This is a genomic window from Pseudonocardia sediminis (assembly GCF_004217185.1).
In the GTDB taxonomy this organism is placed as follows: Bacteria; Actinomycetota; Actinomycetes; order Mycobacteriales; family Pseudonocardiaceae; genus Pseudonocardia; species Pseudonocardia sediminis.
This window is the reverse complement of record NZ_SHKL01000001.1, coordinates 1,367,309-1,387,129: the sequence shown is the minus strand read 5'-3', so window position 1 is coordinate 1,387,129 and position 19,821 is coordinate 1,367,309. Positions and strand designations below refer to the sequence as shown.

Below are 19,821 nucleotides of genomic sequence, written 5' to 3'. Positions count from 1 at the left end.
CGAAGCGCACCTCACCGAACGGACAAGGAGCCCCCGTGGCCGACCGACTGGGTATCCGCACCGTCCTGGTGGCCAACCGCGGGGAGATCGCGGTGCGGATCGTCCGCGCGTGCCGTGAGCTGGGGTTACGTGCCGTCGCGGTGTACAGCGACGCCGACGCCGACGCCCTGCACGTGCGGCTCGCCGACGACGCCCACCGGATCGGTCCGGCACCCGCACGACAGTCCTACCTCGACATCGACGCGCTCCTCGACGCGGCCAAGACCGCCGGTGCGGACGCGGTGCACCCCGGGTACGGCCTGCTCTCCGAGGACGCCGGATTCGCCGCCGCCGTCGTCGCGGCCGGGATGGCGTTCGTGGGCCCCTCGCCCGAGGTGATCGCGCGGATGGGCGACAAGGTCGCGGCGCGTGCGGTCGCGGTCGCCTGCGACGTCCCGGTCCCGCCCGGCACCGGCGCGCTCGACGTCGACGACCGGGACGGGGTCATCGCGTCCGCCGAGGAGATCGGCTGGCCGCTGGTGGTCAAGGCGTCGTTCGGCGGCGGCGGGCGCGGCATGCGCGTCGTGCAGGGTCTCGACGGGCTGGACGACGCCCTGGCCGCCGCCGGTCGCGAGGCCGCCGCCGCCTTCGGTCGCTCCGAGGTGCATCTGGAGCGCTACCTGGAGCGTCCGCGGCACGTCGAGGTGCAGGTCCTGGGCGACACCCACGGCACGGTTCTCGCGCTCGGCGACCGCGACTGCTCGGTGCAGCGCCGCCACCAGAAGCTGATCGAGGAGGCGCCCGCACCGGATCTGTCCCCCGACCTGCGCGCCGCGATCACCGACGCCGCCCTCCGCATCGCACGCGACGTCGGCTACACCGGTGCCGGGACCGTCGAGTTCCTCGTCGCCGACGACGCCCATTACTTCCTCGAGATGAACACCCGCCTGCAGGTCGAGCACGGCGTCACGGAGCTGGTCACCGGCGTCGACCTCGTCGCCGAGCAGCTGCGCATCGCCGACGGCCGCGCGCTCACCCTCACCCCCGGCGACGTCACCGTCCGCGGCCACGCGATCGAGGCCCGGATCGCCGCCGAGGACCCGGCCCTGTCGTTCCGCCCCTCCCCCGGCCGCATCGGCACGCTCACCCTGCCCACCGGGCCGGGCCTGCGCGTGGACACCGGCCTGGAGTCCGGTGGCTCGGTCGCGGCCGAGTACGACTCGATGTTCGCGAAGGTCCTCGCCCACGGCCCCGACCGCGACACCGCCCGCCGCCGCCTGTCCGCCGCACTCGGCGAGCTCCGCGTCGACGGCATCGCGACGACCGCGCCCTACCTGCGCGCCGTCCTCGACCAGGACACCTTCACCACCGCGACGCACGACACCGGGTCGGTCGAACGCGAGTGGGACCCCGCCACGCTCCTCGCCAACGCCAACGACACCACGGCCACCACCGCCGCCGGGGCCGGTCCCGGAGCCACCGCGGGCGCCCCGTCGGGCGCCCGGTCCGGCGCCATGCCCGGCCACCCGGCGACCAACGGCTCCGGACCCGCGGCGGCCCCCGGACCCGGGGCGTCGAACGGCGCAGCGACCGGCGCCGACGGCGACATCCCGGCCCGACGCGTCCGCATCGCGACCGACCGCGGACCCGTCGAGATCGAGGTCTACGGCCGGCCGATCCCTGCCGGTCGACAGGCCGGGACCTCGACCCGCCGCTCCCGCACCGACGACGACCGCGCCGCCGCCACCGCGGGCGGCCCCGGCGGGCCTCCCACCGCGCCGATGGACGCCACGGTGATCGCCGTCCGGGTCGAGCCCGGCCAGGAGATCGCCGCGGGCGACGTGGTGGTCGTGCTGGAGGCGATGAAGATGGAGATGGAGATCCGCTCCGAGATCGCCGGCACCGTGCGCGCCGTCCCGGTCACGCCGGGCGCCTCGGTCCCCGCCGGCACAGTCCTGGTCGAGGTCGTCACCCGCTGACCGTGCGATCGGTCCGCCGCCCACCGTCGAGAAGACCGGCGACCCGACACCGGCACCCGTTCCCGTTCCCGTTCCCGGAGGGCGGGGCGGGCCCGCCGAGCAGACTCGCGGCAGGGCCGTCGCGGAAACTCCGTCACCGGTTCTGAGACTTCGTGAGCGAATTTCCACGGAGCACCACCCGGGGCCGGCGCTCCGATTCACAGTCGGGAAGCAGACCGCGGCGCGCGGTTCCGCACCGTCCCGGCGCGGCCGGCATCCGTGCGGCCTCGTGAGCGAATCACCACATGACCGGCTCCCACGATCACGACCGACACGCCCACGCCCACCACTCCGACGCCGACTCCGACTCCGACTCCGACTCCGACTCCGAGGAGATCACCGACGCCGAGGAGATCCTGGATCTCCTGGCGCGCCTGGAGATCGGTTCGATGCTGTTCCGGCAGGCCCTGACCCAACGGCTCGGGATCACCGGGACCGAGCATCTGATGCTGGACCTGCTGATCCAGCACGGCGACCTGACCGGGAGCCAGCTGGTCGGCATGACCGGCCTGACCAGTGGAGCGATCAGTGGTCTCGCCGACCGGTTGGAGCAGGAGGGGCTCCTCAGCCGCTCGCCGGACCCGTCCGACGGGCGTCGGCGTGTCCTACGGCCCACCGACGCCGCTCGCCGTCACATCGAGACGACGATCGAGAAGCTCCGGCTGCGGCGGAAGGAACGGGTCGCCGTCGAGTTGCTGCACGGGCTGGACGACGCCGACCTCGACGCCGTGACGATCTTCCTGTCCCGTGCGACGGACCGGGCCTTCCGGCAGGCGCGCGCGCTCAGGCTCTGGCAGCGAGAGCCTTCTCGGTGGCGATCCCGCGGATCGACATCTCGGCCAGCTCCGACCCGATCTGCTCCGGGGTGAACGCGCCGCCGGGACGGAACCAGCGGTACACCCAGTTCGTCGACCCCAGGACCGACAGCGCGGCCAGGCGGGGGTCGAGGTCGGCGCGGACGTCGCCCTGCCTCTGCGCCTGCTCGATCAGGTCGCGGAACACGCCCTGGTAGGCGTGCTCGCTGCCGAGGACCTCCTTGCGCCGGTCGATCGGCAGCGCGGAGAGCTCGTGCAGGAAGACCGCGGTCGGCACGAGGTTGCGGCAGGTGTGCTCGACGTGCCCGACGATCACCGACTCGAGCTTCTCCAGCGGTGAGCCCTCGACCTCGGCGCGGGCCCGGACGACGGCGAGGCCGTCGCGGTGCACGGTCGAGATGACGTCGAAGAGCAGGTCCTCCTTGGACTGGATGTAGTAGTAGAGGCTGCCCTTGAGCATCCCGAGACGGTCCGCGATGTCCTGCAGGGAGGCGCCGTCGTAGCCCTTCTCGTAGAACACCTGGGTGGCGACCTCGATGAGCTCGGCCCAGCGCTCCTCGCGGGGCTTGCGCTCCCCGCCGGACCGCCGGGCGCTGCGCCCTGCTGGCTGTCGCACCTGGCCACGACCCTTCGACGTTCGGTGAAGGAAGAAGTCTACCGTTTGGTAGGCGCGGTCCCCGTACTCGCGGTCCTCAGAGCCGGGTCGCGGCGTCGAGCCGCACCACCTCGCCGTTGATCAGCTCGTTCTCCATGAACGACGCCACGAGGGCGGCGAAGTCCGACGGCCGGCCGAGCCGCTTCGGGAACACGTGCAGGTCCATCAGCGCCTCGCGGCGTTGCTCGTCGGCCCCGGCCAGCATGCCGGTGTCCATGATGCCCGGGCACACCGTCATCACCCGCACGCCCCAGATGGCGAGGTCGCGGGCCAGCGGCAGGGTCAGCGCGACGATCCCGCCCTTGGACGCCGAGTAGGCGGCCTGCCCGGCCTGCCCCTCCAGCGCCGCGGCCGAGGACACGTTCACGATCAGGCCGCGCTCGCCGTCGGGGCCGGGCTCGTTGCGCGCCATGGCGGCCACCGCGTGCCGCAGCACGTCGAAGGTCCCGACCAGGTTGATCTCGACCGTCCGCCGGAACACGTCGAGCGGGTGCAGCTGCCCCTTGCGGGAGAGCACCCGCGCCGCCGGGCTGATCCCGGCCGCGTTCACGCACACGTCGATCCGCCCGAAGTGCTCCGCGACGGCGGCGACCCCGCTCTCGACCTGGCTCTCGTCGGCGACGTCGACCGGGACGAACAGCGCCCGCTCCCCCAGCTCGGCCGCGAACGCCTCCCCGGCCGAGGACGGCAGGTCGAGGATCCCGACACTGCCGCCTCGCTCGACCAGCATCCGGGCCGTCCCGCCACCCAGGCCGGACGCTCCGCCGGTGACCAGTCCGACCGCACCGTCGATCCGCATCCCGATCTCCCTACTTGACGTTCGCGCCGGCGTCGACGGGCAGTGCCACGCCGGTGACGTAGCGGGCCTCGTCGCTGGACAGGAACAGCACCGCGTTGCTGATGTCGACCGGGTCGACCCACGGCACCGGCAGCGCGTTGAGGGACATGAACCCGGCCATCGCCTTGTCCTGTGTGGGGTCCGGGTCGCCCGGGGCGAACATCCCGTACGTGCCGGGATTCTGGATCATGTGGGTGTCGACGTTGGTCGGGTGCACGGTGTTGACCCGGATGCGCTCGGCCGCGAGCTCGTTGGCCATCGTGCGCATCAGGCCGACCAGCCCGTGCTTCGCCGAGACGTAGTGCGCGACCTGCATGATCCCCTTCAGCCCGCCGATCGAGCTGGTGAACACCATCGAGCCGCCGCCACGGGCGCGCAGGTGCGGCACGGCCGCCTTCGCGGTGTGCCAGACGCCGGTGAGGTTGACGTCGAGCATGTCCTGCCACATCTGCTCGGTCAGGTCGACGCTCATGCCGTAGCTGGCGATCCCGGCGTTGGCGACGACGGTGTCCAGCCCCCCCAGCTCGGACACGCCCTCGTCGAGTGCGGCCTGCAGGCCGCCGGCGTCGCGGACGTCGGCGACCCGGGCGACGATCCGCCGGTCCAGCTTCTCGACCTCGGCGACGGTCTCGTCCAGGTCGGCCCGGGTGGCGCCCGGGTACTTGTCCACGCTGGCGATCGGGGCGCAGACGTCCACCGCGATGATGTCCGCGCCCTCCTGCGCCAGCCGCACCGCATGACTGCGGCCCTGCCCGCGCGCCGCGCCCGTGATGAACGCGACCTTGCCCTCCATCCGACCCGCCATGCTCGATCCCCTCGTCTCAGTAGCGCACGGTCCCGGCGAACGCCGGCAGCCGTCGTCCCAGCACCGACTCGGCCGTGGTGATCCCGGCCCGGGCCGCCTTGTCGATCCCGATCCCGCGCGAGCGGGTCGTGTCCCCGGTCAGCCACAGTCCCTCGACGCCGCGGACCTCGGTGTCCGGGCGCACCGGCCCGACCAGGCCCGGTTTGTTGATCACCCCGTAGTTGTTCACCACGTGCGGTTTCGTCCAGAGCGCGCCGCGGGCGGCCGGCATCATCTCCTCGATGTCGTCCCACAGCTCGGCGAACTTGCGGTCGATCCAGGGGCGGTCGCCATATCGCTCGGTGGCGTCGAACGAGGCTCCGACGCAGGTCAGGTACTCCCCCGTCGGTGAGACCGACGGGTCGTAGCCGGTGAAGTTGAGCGTGAACCCGGGCAGCCCGCAGCGCGGCGTCGACAGGAACGAGGCCATCTCCCGTTCGGTCATCGCGATCACCGGCTCCTCCGCGGCGATCCAGTAGCCGATCCAGCAGGCGCGGTTGCGGTTGTCGGCCAGCATCCGGATCCGGGCCAGCAGGTCCCACGGCAGGGCGCCGGAGTCGAACAGCCGCGGCAGATCCCACACCGGCGCGGACACCACGACCCGGTCGGCGTCGATCTCCTCGGCCGGGCCGCCGTCGAGGGACCGCAGCCGCACCCCGCGCACCGCCCCGTCGTGGACCCGGACCCGCGAGACCGGCGTCGAGAGCCGCAGCTCCCCGCCGAGGGCCTGGAACCGTTCGACCATGGCGTGCCAGAGCGCGTCCCAGCCGCCCATCGGCCAGAACGAGTACCCGGCCGTCCGCCGTGCCTCGTAGTGCATCTTGCGGGTGAAGAGGTTCTCCGACGCCGAGTGCTCGTGCGGGCGCAGCGTGATCTGCTCCAGCACCGAGATCGCCTCCCACACCGTGTAGACGCCCTCGTCGGAGGTGTGCTGGGCCATCCACTCCCGCAACGACGCGTGGTTCCAGTTCTCCAGCTCGGAGTACGGGGTGTCGGCCAGGGCCCGGATGCAGCGCTTGAGCCCGGCCTTGGCCGCGCCGGAGTACTGCTCCTGAATCGGCGCCCAGCCCTTCCCGTTCGTCCAGAACGGCATCGAGTCGCTGCGGCGGGAGTGCTCCAGCTCGTGCCCGAGCACCGCGCAGACCCGGGTCAGCGAGTCACCCGGGTCCTCGACGAGATGGCTGCCGAGCCCGATCTGATGCCCGCGGTAGCGGTACTCGCGTGCCCGTCCACCCAGGTGACCGTGCTTCTCCAGCAGCAGCACCCGCTGCCCCTGCTCGGCCAGCAGGCAGGCGGTGACCAGCCCGGACACCCCGGCGCCGAGCCCGATGACGTCCTGGGACATGGCCACCCCTTCCCACTACCGTTCGTTTGGTAGAACGTAGGCAGCAGACCCCCGTCACGGCAAGGGAGCACGTCATGGGCAGGCTCGACGGCAAGGCCACGCTCGTCACCGGCGCGGCGTCCGGGATCGGGCGGGCCGCCGCGACGATGTTCGCCCGCGAGGGCGCACGGGTGCTGTGCGCGGACCGCGATCCGGCCGTCGCCGACACCGCGGCCGCGATCCGTGCCGCCGGCGGGGAGTCGTTCGCGCGGGAGGCCGACCTCGCCGACCCGGACCAGGCGAGGGCCACCACCGAGGACGCGCTGGAGCGCTTCGGGCGGATCGACGTCGTCTACGCCTGCGCCGGGATCGCCGGGGCGGGCACCGCCGCCGACACCGACCTGCAGACGTGGGACCGGGTGATCGCGGGAAACCTGACCAGCAAGTGGCTCTCGTTCCGGTGGGCGCTGCCGTCGATGGTCGAGCAGGGGTCCGGGTCGGTGATCGTGCAGGCCAGCGTCGGCGGGCTGCGCGGCGTGCCGGGGATCTTCCCCTACGCCGCGGCCAAGGCCGGCTGCATCGGGATGGCCCGACAGGCCGCCGTCGACTACGGCCCGCACGGGATCCGGGTGAACGTCGTCGCCCCCGCGACGGTGCCGACGCCGCTGGTGCGCGACACCTACGCCTCCGGCGGAGGCGCGGGCGCCGGCATGGACCCGGACGAGGCGATGGCCCGGGTCGCGTCGGTCTACCCCGCCCGGCGCCTGGGCACCGAGGACGAGGTCGCCGCCCTCGCGCTCTACCTGGCCTCCGACGAGTCGCGCTGGACGACCGGGCAGACGTTCACCGTCGACGGCGGGATCACCGCGGCGCTGCCCCAGCCCCCTCGCTGAGGGCCGGACGCGAGTGCCGCGGGACCCGTCCGCCGGACCGGCTCAGGCGTGCGGGAACCGGTAGGGCTGGGTTCCGCCGGCGTCGACCACGTGCGTCGAGCCGGTGACGTAGCGGGCCTCGTCCGAGGCCAGGTACAGCACGGCGTTGGAGACGTCGACCGGCTCCACCCAGGGCACCGGCATCGCGTTGAGGCCCTTGAACGCCTCCATCGCCTGCTCGCGGGTCGCGTTCTCGTCGCCGGTGAACAGCGAGTAGATGGCCTGGTTGCCGAGCATGTCCGTGTCGACCGTCGTCGGGTTCACCGTGTTGACCCGGATCCCGTACTGCGCCAGCTCGACGGCGAGCACCCGCATCAGCCCGACCACCCCGTGCTTGGCCGAGGTGTAGTGCGCCAGGTTGCCGTAGGCGACCAGCCCGGCCGCGGAGCTGGTCAGGACGATCGAGCCGCCGGTGCCCTGGGAGATCATCTGCGGGATGGCGGCCTTGGTGGTCTTCCAGACGCCGGTCAGGTTGATGTCGATCATCTCCTGCCAGGTCTCCTCGGAGAGCTCCCAGGCCGGCGCGAACGAGCCGATGCCGGCGTTCGCCGAGACGATGTCGAGATGCCCGAACTCGGTCACCCCGTCGGCGACGGCCGACTCCAGCGCCCCGAGGTCGCGGACGTCGGCGACGCGGGTGAGCACCCGGCGGTCGAGCTCCTCGACCAGACGGGCCGTCTCGGCCAGGTCGTCACGGGTGCCGAGCGCGTAGGGCACCGTCTTCGCGTCGGCACACATGTCGACGGCGATGATGTCCGCGCCCTCCTGCGCCAGCCGGACCGCGTGACTGCGGCCCTGCCCCCGTGCGGCTCCGGTGATCAGTGCGACCTTGCCCTCGACACGCCCCATGGCGGACCTCCGGTGGAGTCGTGACCGGCCCCGTTGCCGGCCACGACCCCACCGTGGTTGCGGGACAGGAGGTCGGTCAACCGGCCGTTCGGGTCGCCGTCGGGGCCTCCCGTCTGTCCCCGACCGGGCCCAGGACCAGCAGCAGCGACGCCGCCGCGAGCGAGAACACGGCGAAGAACCAGAAGTTCCACGCGACCCCCACCCCGGAGGCGAGCACCAGCCCGGCCCCGGTCGGCCCGGCGATCCCGCCGAGGCGGCTGAACCCGACGACCCAGCCCAGACCGGTGGCCCGGATCCGTGCCGGGTAGGACGACGCGACGAACCCGTTGACCAGGATCTGCGCCCCCATCGCCCCGAACCCGACGAGCGCGACCAGCACGTAGAGCACCGCAGCCGGCGGTGCGAGCGCCATCAGCACCAGGCACACCGTCCCCAGCCCGAACGCCGCCGGGACGACCCGCCGGGAACCGATCCGGTCCGCCACCCGGGCGACCAGCAGGCTGCCCACGATGTTGCCCAGGTTCAGCACGAGCAGGAACGACAGCGCCGACCCGAGCTCGAACCCGGACTTGCGCATGATCTCCGGCAGCCAGGTCCCGACGCCGTAGGTGAGCAGCAGCCCGCAGAACCCGACGAGCGCGAACACGACCGACCGTCGCCGGTAGGTGGGCCCGAACAGTCCGCGGGCGACTCGGGCAGGTACCGGTAGGCGATCGGGAACAGCACCTGCACCGGCAGCGCGCCGATCAGGTACATCGACCGGAAGCCCAGCGCGGGCAGCACCGGGATCGCGATCAGCGCCGCCAGCACGCCACCGGTCGAGTAGCCGATGTGGACGATCGAGTTGTAGAGCTGCCGACGAGCATCCCGACCAGGGCGTAGCTCGCGATCGCCCCGCCCTCGGCCCCGCCGCGGGTGCGGCGGGGCCCGGAGGACGCGTCCATCAGCCGGGGGCCTGCACCGTCGCCCCGCCCGCGGTCACGAACACGAGCGGGTCGAAGTACTCGGTGAACGCGGCGAGCTTGTCCCCGCGCACCGTGAACGTGGCGATGTAGTCGTTGCGGTACGGGTTGCCGGTGGCGAGCATCGTGCAGTCGCTGCGGTAGGTGGCCAGGAACTCGCCCTCGCCCGGCAGCGGCGTGATCACCAGGTCGTGGAAGCCCAGCGGGCTGACCAGCGACGGGAACCCGCCGTAGAGCCCGACGACGCCGGCCTTGCCCTCGGTCACCTTCGGCACCGGGTCCGGCGCGTAGGGCAGCCGGACCACGACGTCGTCGGTCACCAGGTCGGCGAACGCGTCCAGGTCCAGCTTGTTCATGATGTCGATGTAGGTCCGGACGACCTCCTCGCCGCCGCTCACGCGTCGAAGCCGTCCATCTCGGGCGCCGTCAACGGCGTGATCTTGCGGCCGGAGATCTTCCAGACGCCGTCGACGCGGCGGTACTCGTCCTCGTTCAGCGCAATCGCCCGGATCGACGCGCCGGACTTCGTCTTCCCCTCGGAGAACACGTAGTTCGTGCCGTGCGCGTCGTCCGGGCCGTCGAAGTCGACGATGTGGTTGGTGATGATGTGGAACTGCTCGGCCATCGCGTCGGCGTCGGCCTGGAAGAACCCGAGGATCTCTTCCGAGCCCTCGAAGCGCTTGAGCCCCACGGGGGTGGCGTCCCAGTAGGCGTCGTCGGTGTAGGCCGAGAGCGCCTCCTTCGGGCGGAACAGGTCCAGCCCGCGGGCGTAGAGGTGGGTCGCGGCCACGATGCCGGCGACGTCGTCCGCACGGTTGTCGGTCATGTTCCCGCTCCTCAGTCGTCGTACATGATCACGCCACGCAGGTTCTTGCCCTCCTGCATGTCCGTGAACGCCTGGTTGATGTCCTCGAGCTTGTAGGTCTTCGTGATCAGCTCGTCGAGCTTGAGCTGGCCGGTCCGGTAGAGCTCCGTCATCAGCGGGATGTCGTTGCGCGAGTTCGTGGTCCCGTACAGCGAGCCCTGCAGGCGCTTGCCGGACATGGCGAAGGTGAACAGGTCGAACTCCATGTCGCGCTGCATGATCGGCGCGGCCGAGGTCAGCACCATGACGCCGCCTCGCCGGGTCATCTCCTGGGCGGGGTTGAGCAGGTTCCCGTACGCGACGCCGACGGTGATGATCACCCGGTCGGCGCCCTGGCCGTTCGTCATCTGCTCGACGAGCTTCGCGGCCTCCTCGTACGACCCCACGGCGTGCGTGGCCCCGAACGCCTGGGCCTGCTCCTGCTTGAACGGCACCGGGTCGATAGCGATGATGTTGCGCGCGCCCTTGTGCCGGGCGCCCTGCACGGCGTTGATCCCGACCCCGCCGATCCCGACGATCACCACGGTGTCGCCGAGCTGCATGTCCGCGGCGTAGACCGAGGAGCCCCACCCGGTGGGCACGCCGCAACCGATCAGCGCGGCCTTGTCCAGCGGGATGTCCTTCTCGATCTTGACGACGGCGTCGACCGGCACCGTCACGTACGGGGCGAACGTGCCCAGGTACGACATGCAGCCGACGCCCTTGCCGCGGGCGTGCACCCGGTGCGTGCCGTCCGGCGCGACACCGGCGAGCACCCCGTTGCCCAGGTCGCACATGTTCGACTTGCCCGAGACGCACATCTTGCAGCGCCCGCACGAGGGCAGGAACGACAGCACGACGTGGTCACCGACCTCGAGCCCCTCGGTCTCCGGGCCGAGCTCGGTGACGACGCCGGCACCCTCGTGCCCGCCCAGCACCGGCGACCACGGCAACGGGATGACGCCGTCGTCGAGGTGCTGGTCGGAGTGGCAGATGCCGGACGCGGCGAGCTTGACCATCACCTCGCGGCGCTTCGGCGGGTCGACCTCGATCTCCTCGACGCTCCAGCCGGAGTTCGTCCCCGGCTCCCAGAGCAGGGCTCCCTTGGTCTTCACTGCAGTCTCCTTCGACGTCGCGGGAATGGTCGGTGCCGCCGCGGAACGGGGGTCCGCGGCGGTGTCATGGGTCAGACGGAACGGTCGCGGTCGGCCCAGAAGGGCCTGCGGAGGTCGCGCTTGAGGATCTTCCCGGTGGGGGCCTTGGGCAGGGCGTCGACGAACTCCACCGAGCGCGGCTTCTGGTACGACGCCAGGTGCGCACGGGCGGTCTCGACGATCTCGGCCTCGGTCGCGGTGGTCTCGGGCTTGAGCACGACGAACGCCTTGACGCTCTCGCCCCACTCGTCGTCCGGGACGCCGATCACGGCACACTCCAGGACCGACGGGTGCTGGTTGACCGCCTCCTCGACCTGGATCGAGTAGATGTTCTCCCCGCCGGAGATGATCATGTCCTTGGAGCGGTCGACGATGAACACGTAGGACTCGGCGTCCCAGGTCGCGATGTCGCCTGTCCACATCCAGCCGTCGCGGATCGTGGCCCCGGTCAGGTCCGGGCGGCCCAGGTAGCCCAGCATGTTCGCCTCGGACCGCACGATGATCTGGCCCGCGGTCCTCCCGTCACGGGGGACCTCGTCGCCGTCCGGGTCGACGACGCGCACCCGCGTCACGAACCCCTCGCGCCCGCAGGACATCAGCCGCTCTGGGTGCACGCCGCGCACCGCGGCGGCGTGGTCCTCCTGGGACAGGAAGCACATCGTGGTTCCCTCGGTCTGCCCGTAGCCCTGGATCAGCGTGCAGGGGAAGTTGTCCAGCGCCGCCTTGACCACGCTCGACGGCATCGGCCCGCCGCCGTACTGGATGTTGCGCAGGCTGGAGATGTCGAACCCGGAGAAGCCGGGCACCGCCATCATCCAGTTGAGCATCGTGGTGATGCCCAGGAACGCCGAGACCTTCTCCGCCTCGATCAGCTCCAGCGCCGTGCGGGCCTCGAAGTTCATCAGCACCAGCGGGCAGCCGTGGCGCATGTAGTTCATCGAGAGCACCACCGGGATGTGGTACATCTGCCCGGTCAGCATGTAGACGTCGGTCGGGACGATCCGCTCCGCGACGGTCTGGTTGAGCATCCCGAACGACACGCTGGTGTGGCTGTGCAGCGCGCCCTTCGACTCCCCCGTCGTCCCTCCGGTGTAGAGGATGAAGAACGGGTCCGCGTCGCCGACCTGCGACGACCGCTCCGGCTCGTGGTCACCGCTGCGGGCGAGGAGGTCCTCGTAGCTGCCGTCGCCGCCGGGGCCGAACTGCAGCCAGTGCGGCACGTCGACCGCGGCCTGCAGCTCCTTGCCGGTCTCGAGCCACTCGTCGGAGGTGATCACGGCCTTCGGCGCCGCGTCCGCGACGATCTTCGCCAGCTCGCCGGCGCCGAGACGCCAGTTCAGCGGCTGCGCGACGAGCCCGGCCCGGCCCGCGGCGTAGTAGAGCTCCTGGTACTCGATCGAGTTCTTGGCCAGGATCGCGACGCGGTCGCCCTTGTCGAGTCCGAGCCCGCCATCACCACTGTGTCGATTTTTCGGGCTGCCGAGCCCGTTGGCCAGCCGCCGCACCCGCTCGTCGAGCGTGCGCCAGTCCATCCGCCGGCCGTTCGGGGCGTCGACGATCGCGTCCCGCCCCGGCGTCAGCGCAGCCCACTTGGACGGGATCTGGCCGATGTTGACCACGCGGATCTCCCTCGATCTGCTACACGGCCCGGACCCGGCGAGGGGGCACCCGGCGGCTCGCCAAACAGCCGTTTGGTAGCCGCGAGATTAGCATCACGCCCGGGGGCGGACAAGGGCTCTCACCTGGCGTTTCCCGGCCAGGACGACCCGACGGCCACCGACGTCGGGACGCCGGGCCCCGCGCGCTCCTAGTAGGGCAGGTCGAGATAGATGTGACGGGTCGCGATCCGCCAGGTGCCGCCGTCGCGGGTGAACTCGTCGCGGTAGTAGCCGCTGCTCAGGACCTTGATCGCGCCGTTCTCGATCGAGAGCAGCGTCAGGTTCGCCAGCGTCGACGCGGAGTCCGCCGACTCGGCGTCGATGATCACGTTGCTGACGTTGTGCCGGCGCTGGTCGGTCTGCGAGACGAGCGAGTCCGCGTGCAGCTTCCGGATCGCCTCCCGGCCGGAGAACGGGCCGATCGTGTCGCCGTCGCGGCCGATCTGCATGGTCAGCTCGGCGTTGTCGGCGAACTGGTCGGCGATGAGGTCGACGTCGTTCTCGTCGTAGCCCCACGCGGCGCGGTGGATGGCGTTCTCGATCTCCGGGCGGGCGGTCATCGCGGGTCCTCCGGTCGGGGGTTCTCAGGCGGTCGGGGGTTCTCAGGTGGTCGGGGGTTCTCAGGTGGTCGGGGGTTCTCAGGTGGTCGGGGTGAAGGTGAGACGCAGCTGCGACGGGGCGCGGGTGAACACGCCGTGCTCGGGCGGCGGGGCGCCGTCGGCGAAGGCGATGTCGTCCATCGCGTCGAGCAGGTGCGCGACGGCCGTCTCCAGCTCGGTGCGGGCCAGCAGCGCGCCGACGCAGAAGTGCCGCCCCAGCGCGAACGCCGTGTGGTTGGCACCGGCGGTGTAGGCGCGGCCCTGGTCCAGGTCGGGGCGGGCGATGTCGAACTCGTCGGGGCGCTCGTACTGCTCCGGGTCACGGTTCGCGGCGCCGATCAGGCAGGTGACGGTCCTCCCCGCCTCGACCGTGCCGCCGGAGAGCTCCACGTCCTCGGCCGGCTGGCGCATGATCATGTGGACCGGCGGGGAGTGGCGCAGCGTCTCGGCGAACGCGGCCGGGATCAGGGAGTGGTCGGCGCGGACGGCGGCGAGCTGGTCCGGGTGCGCGACCAGGTTGCTCATCACGCTGGCGATGGCCTTGTCGGTGGTCTCGCCGCCCGCGGTGAGCAGCAGGCTGCAGAACGCCTTGATCTCGTGGTCGGTCATCCGCTCACCGTCGATCTCGGCGGTGCACAGCGTGGAGAGCAGGTCGTCGCCGGGATTCTCCCGCCGCGCGGCGATGATCGGGACCATGTAGTCCTCGAACTCGCCCTTGGTCCGGATCCCGTCGGCCATCACCGTCTCGTCGCCGGAGAGGTTCGACAGGAACCCCATGATCGAGGTGTACCAGCGGTGGAAGTGCTCGTGGTCGGACTTCGGCAGTCCGAGCATGTCGACGATGACGTTGATCGGGAACCGGGTCGCGTACTGCGCGACCAGGTCGACCTCACCGTCGGCGGCGAAGGCCTCGATCAGCTCGGCGGAGTTCCGCTCGATCACCGGCACGAACTTCTCGGCCAGGTCGCGCCCGCGGAACGCCGGTGCGACCAGGTTGCGGTGCGTGGAGTGCTCGCGGCCGTCCATCTGCAGGATCGTGCGGCCGTGCACCGGTTCGAGCTGCCAGTCGTAGTTGCGGCTGGTGAACAGCGGGTCCTTGAACGCCCGGACGACGTCGGCGTAGCGGCTGATCACGTAGCTCTGCGTCGGCTCGTGCCAGATCAGCGGGTGGTCGTCGCGCATCACGCGGTACGCCGAGTACGGGTCGGCGGCGAACTCCGGGGAGAGGATGTCCGGGGCGGCGGTGGGAGCGGACACGGTCGGCGTACCTCCGGGGCGGGATGACGTCGTCGTCTAACGGCCGTTTGGTAGCGGTGAGATTAGCATCACACGCCGAGCACGGACAACCGACGGCCCGGTGCTCAGGAGGAGTGGCGGGCCCAGCCGAAGCTGCGGTCCACCGCGCGGCCCCAGTTCTCGTGCTCCCGGCGGCGCAGGCCCGGGTCCATGCCCGGTTCCCAGGCCGCGGCCCGGTGCCAGTTGCGGCGCAGCACCTCCAGGTCCGGCCAGTACCCGACGGCCAGGCCGGCCGCGTACGCCGCGCCGAGCGAGACCGCCTCGGACCCCAGCGGGCGCTCCACCGGCACGTCGAGCACGTCGGCCACGAACTGCATGAGCAGGTGGTTGGCCGTCATGCCGCCGTCGACCTTGAGCCGGGTCACCGGCAGGCCGGAGTCGCGGTTCATCGCGTCGAGTACCTCGCGGGTCTGCCAGGCGGTCGCCTCCAGCACGGCCCGGGCGAGGTGGCCGCGGTGGATGTAGGAGGTCAGCCCGACGATGACGCCGCGCGCGTCGGGGTGCCAGCGTGGGGCGTAGAGCCCGGAGAACGCGGGCACGACGTAGCACCCGCCGTTGTCCGGGACGGTCATGGCCAGGGTCTCGATCTGGGCCGCGGTGGAGATCATCCCGAGCGCGTCGCGGAACCACTGCACCAGCGACCCGGTCATCGCGATCGAGCCCTCGAGGGCGTAGACGGGGTCGTCGCCGAACAGGTAGCCGACGGTCGGGATCAGCCCGTCCTCGGAGCCGGCGATCCGGGAGCCGGTGTTCTTGAGCAGGAACCCGCCGGTGCCGTAGGTGCACTTGGCCTCGCCGGGGGCGAAGCAGGTCTGCCCGACGAGCGCGGCCTGCTGGTCACCGAGCGCCCCGGCCACCGGGACGCCGTCGAGGACGCCGGTGCAGTGCCCGTAGACCTCGGAGTTGGACCGGATCTCGGGCAGCATCCGGCGCGGCACCCGCAGCGCGTCGAGCAGCTCGTCGGACCACTGCAGGGTGCGTAGGTCCATCAGCATCGTGCGGCTGGCGTTGGTCACGTCGGTGACGTGCCGACCGCCGTCCGGGCCGCCGGTGAGCCGCCAGATCAGCCAGGTCTCGATGGTCCCGAACAGGACGTCGCCGGACTCGGCCCCCTCGCGGGCGCCGGGCACGTGGTCGAGCAGCCACTGCAGGCGCGGGCCGGCGAAGTAGGTGGCCGGGCCCAGCCCGCTGATCCCGGCGTAGAGCCCGGTCTGCCCCTCGGAGACCAGGCGTTCGACGATCGTGTCGGTGCGGGTGTCCTGCCAGGTGATCGCCCGGGCCAGCGGGATGCCGGTGTGCCGGTTCCACACCAGCGTCGTCTCGCGCTGGTTGGCGATGCCCAGCGCGACCACGTTCGACGGCTCCAGACCGGCCCGCCGCAGGGCCGCGGGGACGACGCGGCGCACGTTGCGCCAGATCTCCATCGCGTCGTGCTCGACCAGTCCCGGGCGGGGGTAGTGCTGGCGGTGCTCGCGCTGGGCGACCGCGACCATCCGCCCGGAGTGGGTGAACAGCAGGCAGCGGGTCGACGTCGTTCCCTGGTCGATGGCCGCGACGACGCGCTCGCCGGTCCCGGCGGCGCCGGTCATCGCTCCGCGTCCAGGCTCGCCGCGATCTCCGCGGCGGCCGACGTCAGCGCGACGAGCGGGTCCGGCCGGGCCCGGCCGTCCGGGGAGAACAGCTGCTCGGTCGGCGCCCCGACCCCGAGCGCGGCGACGGTGAGGCCGCCCCCGCTGCGCACCGGGACCGCGACCCCGCCGACGCCCGGCTCGTACCCGCCCATGTCGGCCGCCCAGCCGCGGCGACGGGTCTCGGCGAGGACGTCGGCGAGTCCCGCGGCGGTGGTGACGGTGCGGCGCGTGTAGCGCTCGAGCTCGGCCGGCGCCCGCGCCGCGACCGGGGCGAACGCGAGCAGGCACAGACCCCAGGCGGTCGCGTGCAACGGCTGGACGGCATTGGTGCGCAGCCGCTGCGGGGTCCCGTCGGGCCGGAACACGTGGTGCACCAGCCCGACCCCGCCGTCCTCCGGGACGCCGAGGAACACCGCGCAGCCGGTCGTCGCGGCGAGGGCGTCGGCCCAGTTCATCGCCCGCGAGCGCAGGTCGTGACGGTCCCAGGCGGAGCCGAGCCGGGTCAGGCCGCCGCCGAGGTGGTACCGCCCGGTCGCGGTGTCCTGGCCGACCAGCTCCTCGTCGCAGAGCGTGCGGACGATCCCGTGCGCGGTCGGGCGGGGCAGGTCCAGGGCGGCGGCCAGCTCGGCCAGCGCCAGCGGCCGCCCGGCCCCGCCGAGCAGGCGCAGCACGGCCGCCGCCCGCTCGATGGACTGGATCGGCTTGGCCACGGCCGCGAGCGTACTGAGGACGACGGTGCGCACCGCCGGGACGATCTTCTTTTCCGTCAGGACGAGGCAATCGGAGCCATACCGTTCGGCATTGCCGAACGGCGCACGTTGTCGCGCGACTCTGCCCCCCATAGCGTCCGCGTCCGACGGTGCCGCCCGGCCCCGTCGAGGGGGACCGAGAGGTGGGTTCGATGACGAGCTCCGACAAGGGCGAGCCCGGACTGCTGGCACAGCTCAGCGCCGAGTTCGCCGGCACCATGATTCTCATCCTGTTCGGCACCGGGGTCGTGGCCCAGGTGACCACCAGCTCCGACGGCAGTCTCGGTGACCACGACTCGATCGCCTGGGCGTGGGGCATCGGCGTGGCGCTGGGCGTCTACGTGGCGGGCCGGATCTCCGGCGCGCACCTCAACCCGGCGGTGACGATCGCGCTGGCCGCGTTCCAGGGCTTCTCCTGGCGCAAGGTCGGGCCGTTCATCGCCGCCCAGACCGTCGGTGCGTTCGTCGGCGCGCTGATCGTGCGCGCCACCTACTCCGACCTGATCCGCGCCGCCGACCCCGGCCTGACCTCGGCGAGCCAGGGCATCTTCTCCACCTCGCCCGGCAACGGCACGGCGCCGGTCAGCATCCCGATCGCGTTCCTGGACCAGATCGTGGGCACGGCGATCCTGGTCTTCGTGATCTTCGCCCTGACCAGCGCCCGGAACAACGGCCCGCTGGCCAACCTCGTCCCCGTCGTGATCGGCCTGCTGGTCGTCGCGATCGGCATGGCCTTCGGCGCGAACGCCGGCTACGCGATCAACCCGGCACGGGACTTCGGACCGCGGCTGGCCTCGTTCATCACCGGTTACGCGACGGCCTGGGTGGACCAGAACGGCACGATCTACTTCTGGTTGCCGATCATCGCGCCGATCGTCGGCGGGCTGATCGGTGGCGCCCTGTACAAGTACCTGATCGACCGCAACCTGCCGTCTGTGGACGCCCCGCAGCCGGTCGGCCGCGACTGATCCGCTCCCCACACACGCACCCCACCGAACAGGGAGAACTCAATGGCAGAGTTCGTCGGAGCCATCGACCAGGGCACCACCAGCACGCGATTCATGATCTTCGACCACGGCGGCAACGAGGTCGGGCGCCACCAGCTCGAGCACGAGCAGATCCTGCCGCAGGCCGGCTGGGTCGAGCACAACCCGGTGGAGATCATCGAGCGCACCAACGCCGTCTGCCAGACCGCGCTGAACAAGACCAAGCTCTCCTCGGACGACCTGGTCGGCCTGGGCATCACGAACCAGCGCGAGACCACCGTCGTCTGGGACCGCAAGACCGGGCGCCCGCTCTACAACGCGATCGTCTGGCAGGACACCCGTACCGACCGGATCGCCACCGCGCTGGACCGCGACGGCCGCGGCGACGTCATCCGCCGCAAGGCCGGCCTGCCGCCGGCGACCTACTTCTCCGGCGGCAAGATCCAGTGGATCCTGGAGAACGTCGACGGCGCCCGCGCCGCCGCCGAGCGCGGCGACGCCCTGTTCGGCAACACCGACACCTGGGTGATCTGGAACCTCACCGGCGGGGTGAACGGGGGCGTGCACGTCACCGACGTGACCAACGCCAGCCGCACGATGCTGATGAACCTCGAGACCCTCGACTGGGACGACGAGCTGCTCGGCTTCTTCGGCGTCCCGCGCTCGATGCTGCCCGAGATCAAGCCCAGCTCGCTGACCGAGGGCTACGGCACCACCCGCGCCGGGTCGCTCGGCGGCGAGGTGCTGATCACCGGCGACCTCGGCGACCAGCAGGCGGCGACGGTCGGCCAGGTCTGCTTCGCCCCCGGCGAGGCCAAGAACACCTACGGCACCGGCAACTTCATGCTGCTCAACACGGGCAACGAGCTGGTCCGCTCGGAGAACGGCCTGCTCTCCACGGTCTGCTACAAGTTCGGCGACGAGCCGGTCGTCTACGCCCTGGAGGGCTCGATCGCGGTCACCGGGTCGGCCGTGCAGTGGCTGCGCGACCAGCTCGGGATCATCTCCGGCGCGTCGCAGAGCGAGTCGCTGGCCCGGCAGGTCGAGGACAACGGAGGCGTCTACTTCGTCCCGGCGTTCTCCGGCCTGTTCGCCCCCTACTGGCGTAGCGACGCGCGCGGCGCGATCGTCGGGCTGTCGCGGTTCAACACCAACGCACACCTGGCCCGGGCCACGCTGGAGGCGATCTGCTACCAGAGCCGCGACGTCGCCGACGCGATGTCCGCGGACTCCGGGGTCCCGCTGGAGACCCTCAAGGTCGACGGCGGCGTGACGGCCAACGAGCTGTGCATGCAGATCCAGGCCGACGTGCTCGGCGTCCCGGTCTCGCGCCCGGTGGTGGCCGAGACGACGGCGCTGGGCGCGGCCTACGCGGCCGGTCTGGCCGTCGGGTTCTGGTCCTCGACCGACGAACTCCGCGAGAACTGGAACGAGGACCGCCGCTGGGAGCCGCACTGGAGCGAGGAGCAGCGCCAGGACGGCTACGGCCGGTGGAAGAAGGCGGTCGAGCGCACGCTCGACTGGGTGGACGTGGGGTAGAAGACAGCGCGATTCCGGGTGGGTACGTCCCACGAGGGGTATCCCGGAGTCAGACACCGTGCACGGCGGGACCCGCCGGACACGGCGCATCCATTCCCGGCCGGGCCGACCACGGCCCGGCCGGGACCAGCAGTCGGGAAGGTCAGATC

20 protein-coding genes are annotated in these 19,821 nt (G+C 71.7%); 5 read left to right on the top strand and 15 right to left on the bottom strand.

What is annotated here, in order from left to right:
* Positions 1-35: 35 nt before the first annotated feature.
* Both EV383_RS06705 and EV383_RS06700 read left to right on the top strand, forming a co-directional pair.
* Entirely contained in the window at positions 36-1,958 is a 1,923-nt protein-coding gene (locus EV383_RS06705; RefSeq protein WP_242622940.1) for an acetyl/propionyl/methylcrotonyl-CoA carboxylase subunit alpha, read from the top strand.
* A gap of 284 nt (positions 1,959-2,242) precedes the next feature.
* A complete protein-coding gene (locus EV383_RS06700; RefSeq protein ID WP_130289097.1) occupies positions 2,243-2,866 on the top strand; it encodes a MarR family winged helix-turn-helix transcriptional regulator in 624 nt (207 codons plus the stop codon).
* Here EV383_RS06700 and EV383_RS06695 read toward each other — a convergent pair.
* From EV383_RS06695 to EV383_RS06680, 4 genes are all read right to left on the bottom strand, one after another.
* Positions 2,781-3,428 carry a TetR/AcrR family transcriptional regulator gene (locus tag EV383_RS06695; protein ID WP_130289096.1) on the bottom strand — a complete coding sequence of 216 codons (648 nt, stop codon included), beginning with the start codon at positions 3,426-3,428 and terminating at the stop codon, positions 2,781-2,783. The two genes, EV383_RS06700 and EV383_RS06695, sit on opposite strands and share 86 nt — an antisense overlap.
* Before the next feature lie 76 nt (positions 3,429-3,504).
* Positions 3,505-4,266 carry an SDR family NAD(P)-dependent oxidoreductase gene (locus EV383_RS06690; protein WP_130289095.1) on the bottom strand — a complete coding sequence of 254 codons (762 nt, stop codon included), beginning with the start codon at positions 4,264-4,266 and terminating at the stop codon, positions 3,505-3,507.
* A gap of 10 nt (positions 4,267-4,276) precedes the next feature.
* Positions 4,277-5,110 (bottom strand): mycofactocin-coupled SDR family oxidoreductase, encoded by an 834-nt coding sequence (locus EV383_RS06685; protein ID WP_130289094.1) that lies wholly within the window; start codon positions 5,108-5,110, stop codon positions 4,277-4,279.
* A gap of 16 nt (positions 5,111-5,126) precedes the next feature.
* Positions 5,127-6,494 (bottom strand): phytoene desaturase family protein, encoded by a 1,368-nt coding sequence (locus tag EV383_RS06680; RefSeq protein WP_130289093.1) that lies wholly within the window; start codon positions 6,492-6,494, stop codon positions 5,127-5,129.
* A 74-nt stretch (positions 6,495-6,568) separates the two neighbouring features.
* On the opposite strand from EV383_RS06680, the gene EV383_RS06675 reads away from it, so the two are divergent.
* Positions 6,569-7,366, top strand: coding sequence for an SDR family NAD(P)-dependent oxidoreductase (locus tag EV383_RS06675; protein WP_130289092.1), 798 nt, complete (start codon positions 6,569-6,571; stop codon positions 7,364-7,366).
* A 42-nt stretch (positions 7,367-7,408) separates the two neighbouring features.
* On the opposite strand, the gene EV383_RS06670 is transcribed toward EV383_RS06675, so the two are convergent.
* The 11 genes from EV383_RS06670 to EV383_RS06620 form a co-directional block, all read right to left on the bottom strand.
* Positions 7,409-8,254, bottom strand: a complete 846-nt coding sequence (locus EV383_RS06670) for a mycofactocin-coupled SDR family oxidoreductase (protein ID WP_130289091.1) — start codon at positions 8,252-8,254, stop codon at positions 7,409-7,411.
* A 76-nt stretch (positions 8,255-8,330) separates the two neighbouring features.
* Positions 8,331-8,933: an MFS transporter gene (locus tag EV383_RS06665; RefSeq protein ID WP_130289090.1), complete on the bottom strand. Its 603-nt coding sequence runs from the start codon at positions 8,931-8,933 to the stop codon at positions 8,331-8,333.
* Between the two features lie 115 nt (positions 8,934-9,048).
* A complete protein-coding gene (locus EV383_RS31045) occupies positions 9,049-9,198 on the bottom strand; it encodes a hypothetical protein (RefSeq protein ID WP_165438256.1) in 150 nt (49 codons plus the stop codon).
* Positions 9,198-9,614 carry a nuclear transport factor 2 family protein gene (locus EV383_RS06660; protein ID WP_130289089.1) on the bottom strand — a complete coding sequence of 139 codons (417 nt, stop codon included), beginning with the start codon at positions 9,612-9,614 and terminating at the stop codon, positions 9,198-9,200. Before EV383_RS06660 ends, EV383_RS31045 begins: the two co-directional genes overlap by 1 nt.
* Positions 9,611-10,042 carry a nuclear transport factor 2 family protein gene (locus EV383_RS06655; RefSeq protein WP_130289088.1) on the bottom strand — a complete coding sequence of 144 codons (432 nt, stop codon included), beginning with the start codon at positions 10,040-10,042 and terminating at the stop codon, positions 9,611-9,613. The genes EV383_RS06660 and EV383_RS06655 overlap by 4 nt, the downstream gene beginning before the upstream one ends.
* Before the next feature lie 11 nt (positions 10,043-10,053).
* Positions 10,054-11,175 (bottom strand): NDMA-dependent alcohol dehydrogenase, encoded by a 1,122-nt coding sequence (locus EV383_RS06650; RefSeq protein WP_130289087.1) that lies wholly within the window; start codon positions 11,173-11,175, stop codon positions 10,054-10,056.
* 71 nt (positions 11,176-11,246) lie between these two features.
* Positions 11,247-12,833, bottom strand: a complete 1,587-nt coding sequence (locus EV383_RS06645; RefSeq protein ID WP_130289086.1) for a class I adenylate-forming enzyme family protein — start codon at positions 12,831-12,833, stop codon at positions 11,247-11,249.
* A gap of 188 nt (positions 12,834-13,021) precedes the next feature.
* Positions 13,022-13,432 carry a nuclear transport factor 2 family protein gene (locus EV383_RS06640; protein ID WP_130289085.1) on the bottom strand — a complete coding sequence of 137 codons (411 nt, stop codon included), beginning with the start codon at positions 13,430-13,432 and terminating at the stop codon, positions 13,022-13,024.
* 78 nt (positions 13,433-13,510) lie between these two features.
* The gene (locus EV383_RS06630) at positions 13,511-14,728 is read right to left on the bottom strand and encodes a cytochrome P450 (RefSeq protein WP_242622939.1); all 1,218 of its coding nucleotides are present in this window, start codon (positions 14,726-14,728) and stop codon (positions 13,511-13,513) included.
* 104 nt (positions 14,729-14,832) lie between these two features.
* Positions 14,833-16,356 carry a glycerol kinase GlpK gene (gene glpK, locus EV383_RS06625; RefSeq protein ID WP_130289084.1) on the bottom strand — a complete coding sequence of 508 codons (1,524 nt, stop codon included), beginning with the start codon at positions 16,354-16,356 and terminating at the stop codon, positions 14,833-14,835.
* Complete coding sequence (locus tag EV383_RS06620) at positions 16,353-17,108, bottom strand: IclR family transcriptional regulator (protein ID WP_130289083.1); 756 nt, start codon at positions 17,106-17,108, stop codon at positions 16,353-16,355. Before EV383_RS06620 ends, glpK (EV383_RS06625) begins: the two co-directional genes overlap by 4 nt.
* Positions 17,109-17,299: 191 nt before the next feature.
* Here EV383_RS06620 and EV383_RS06615 point away from each other — a divergent pair, with 191 nt between their 5' ends.
* Together EV383_RS06615 and glpK (EV383_RS06610) are read left to right on the top strand one after the other, a co-directional pair.
* Complete coding sequence (locus EV383_RS06615) at positions 17,300-18,115, top strand: MIP/aquaporin family protein (protein ID WP_130289082.1); 816 nt, start codon at positions 17,300-17,302, stop codon at positions 18,113-18,115.
* A gap of 42 nt (positions 18,116-18,157) precedes the next feature.
* Positions 18,158-19,672 (top strand): glycerol kinase GlpK, encoded by a 1,515-nt coding sequence (gene glpK / locus EV383_RS06610; RefSeq protein ID WP_130289081.1) that lies wholly within the window; start codon positions 18,158-18,160, stop codon positions 19,670-19,672.
* Positions 19,673-19,821: the final 149 nt, after the last annotated feature.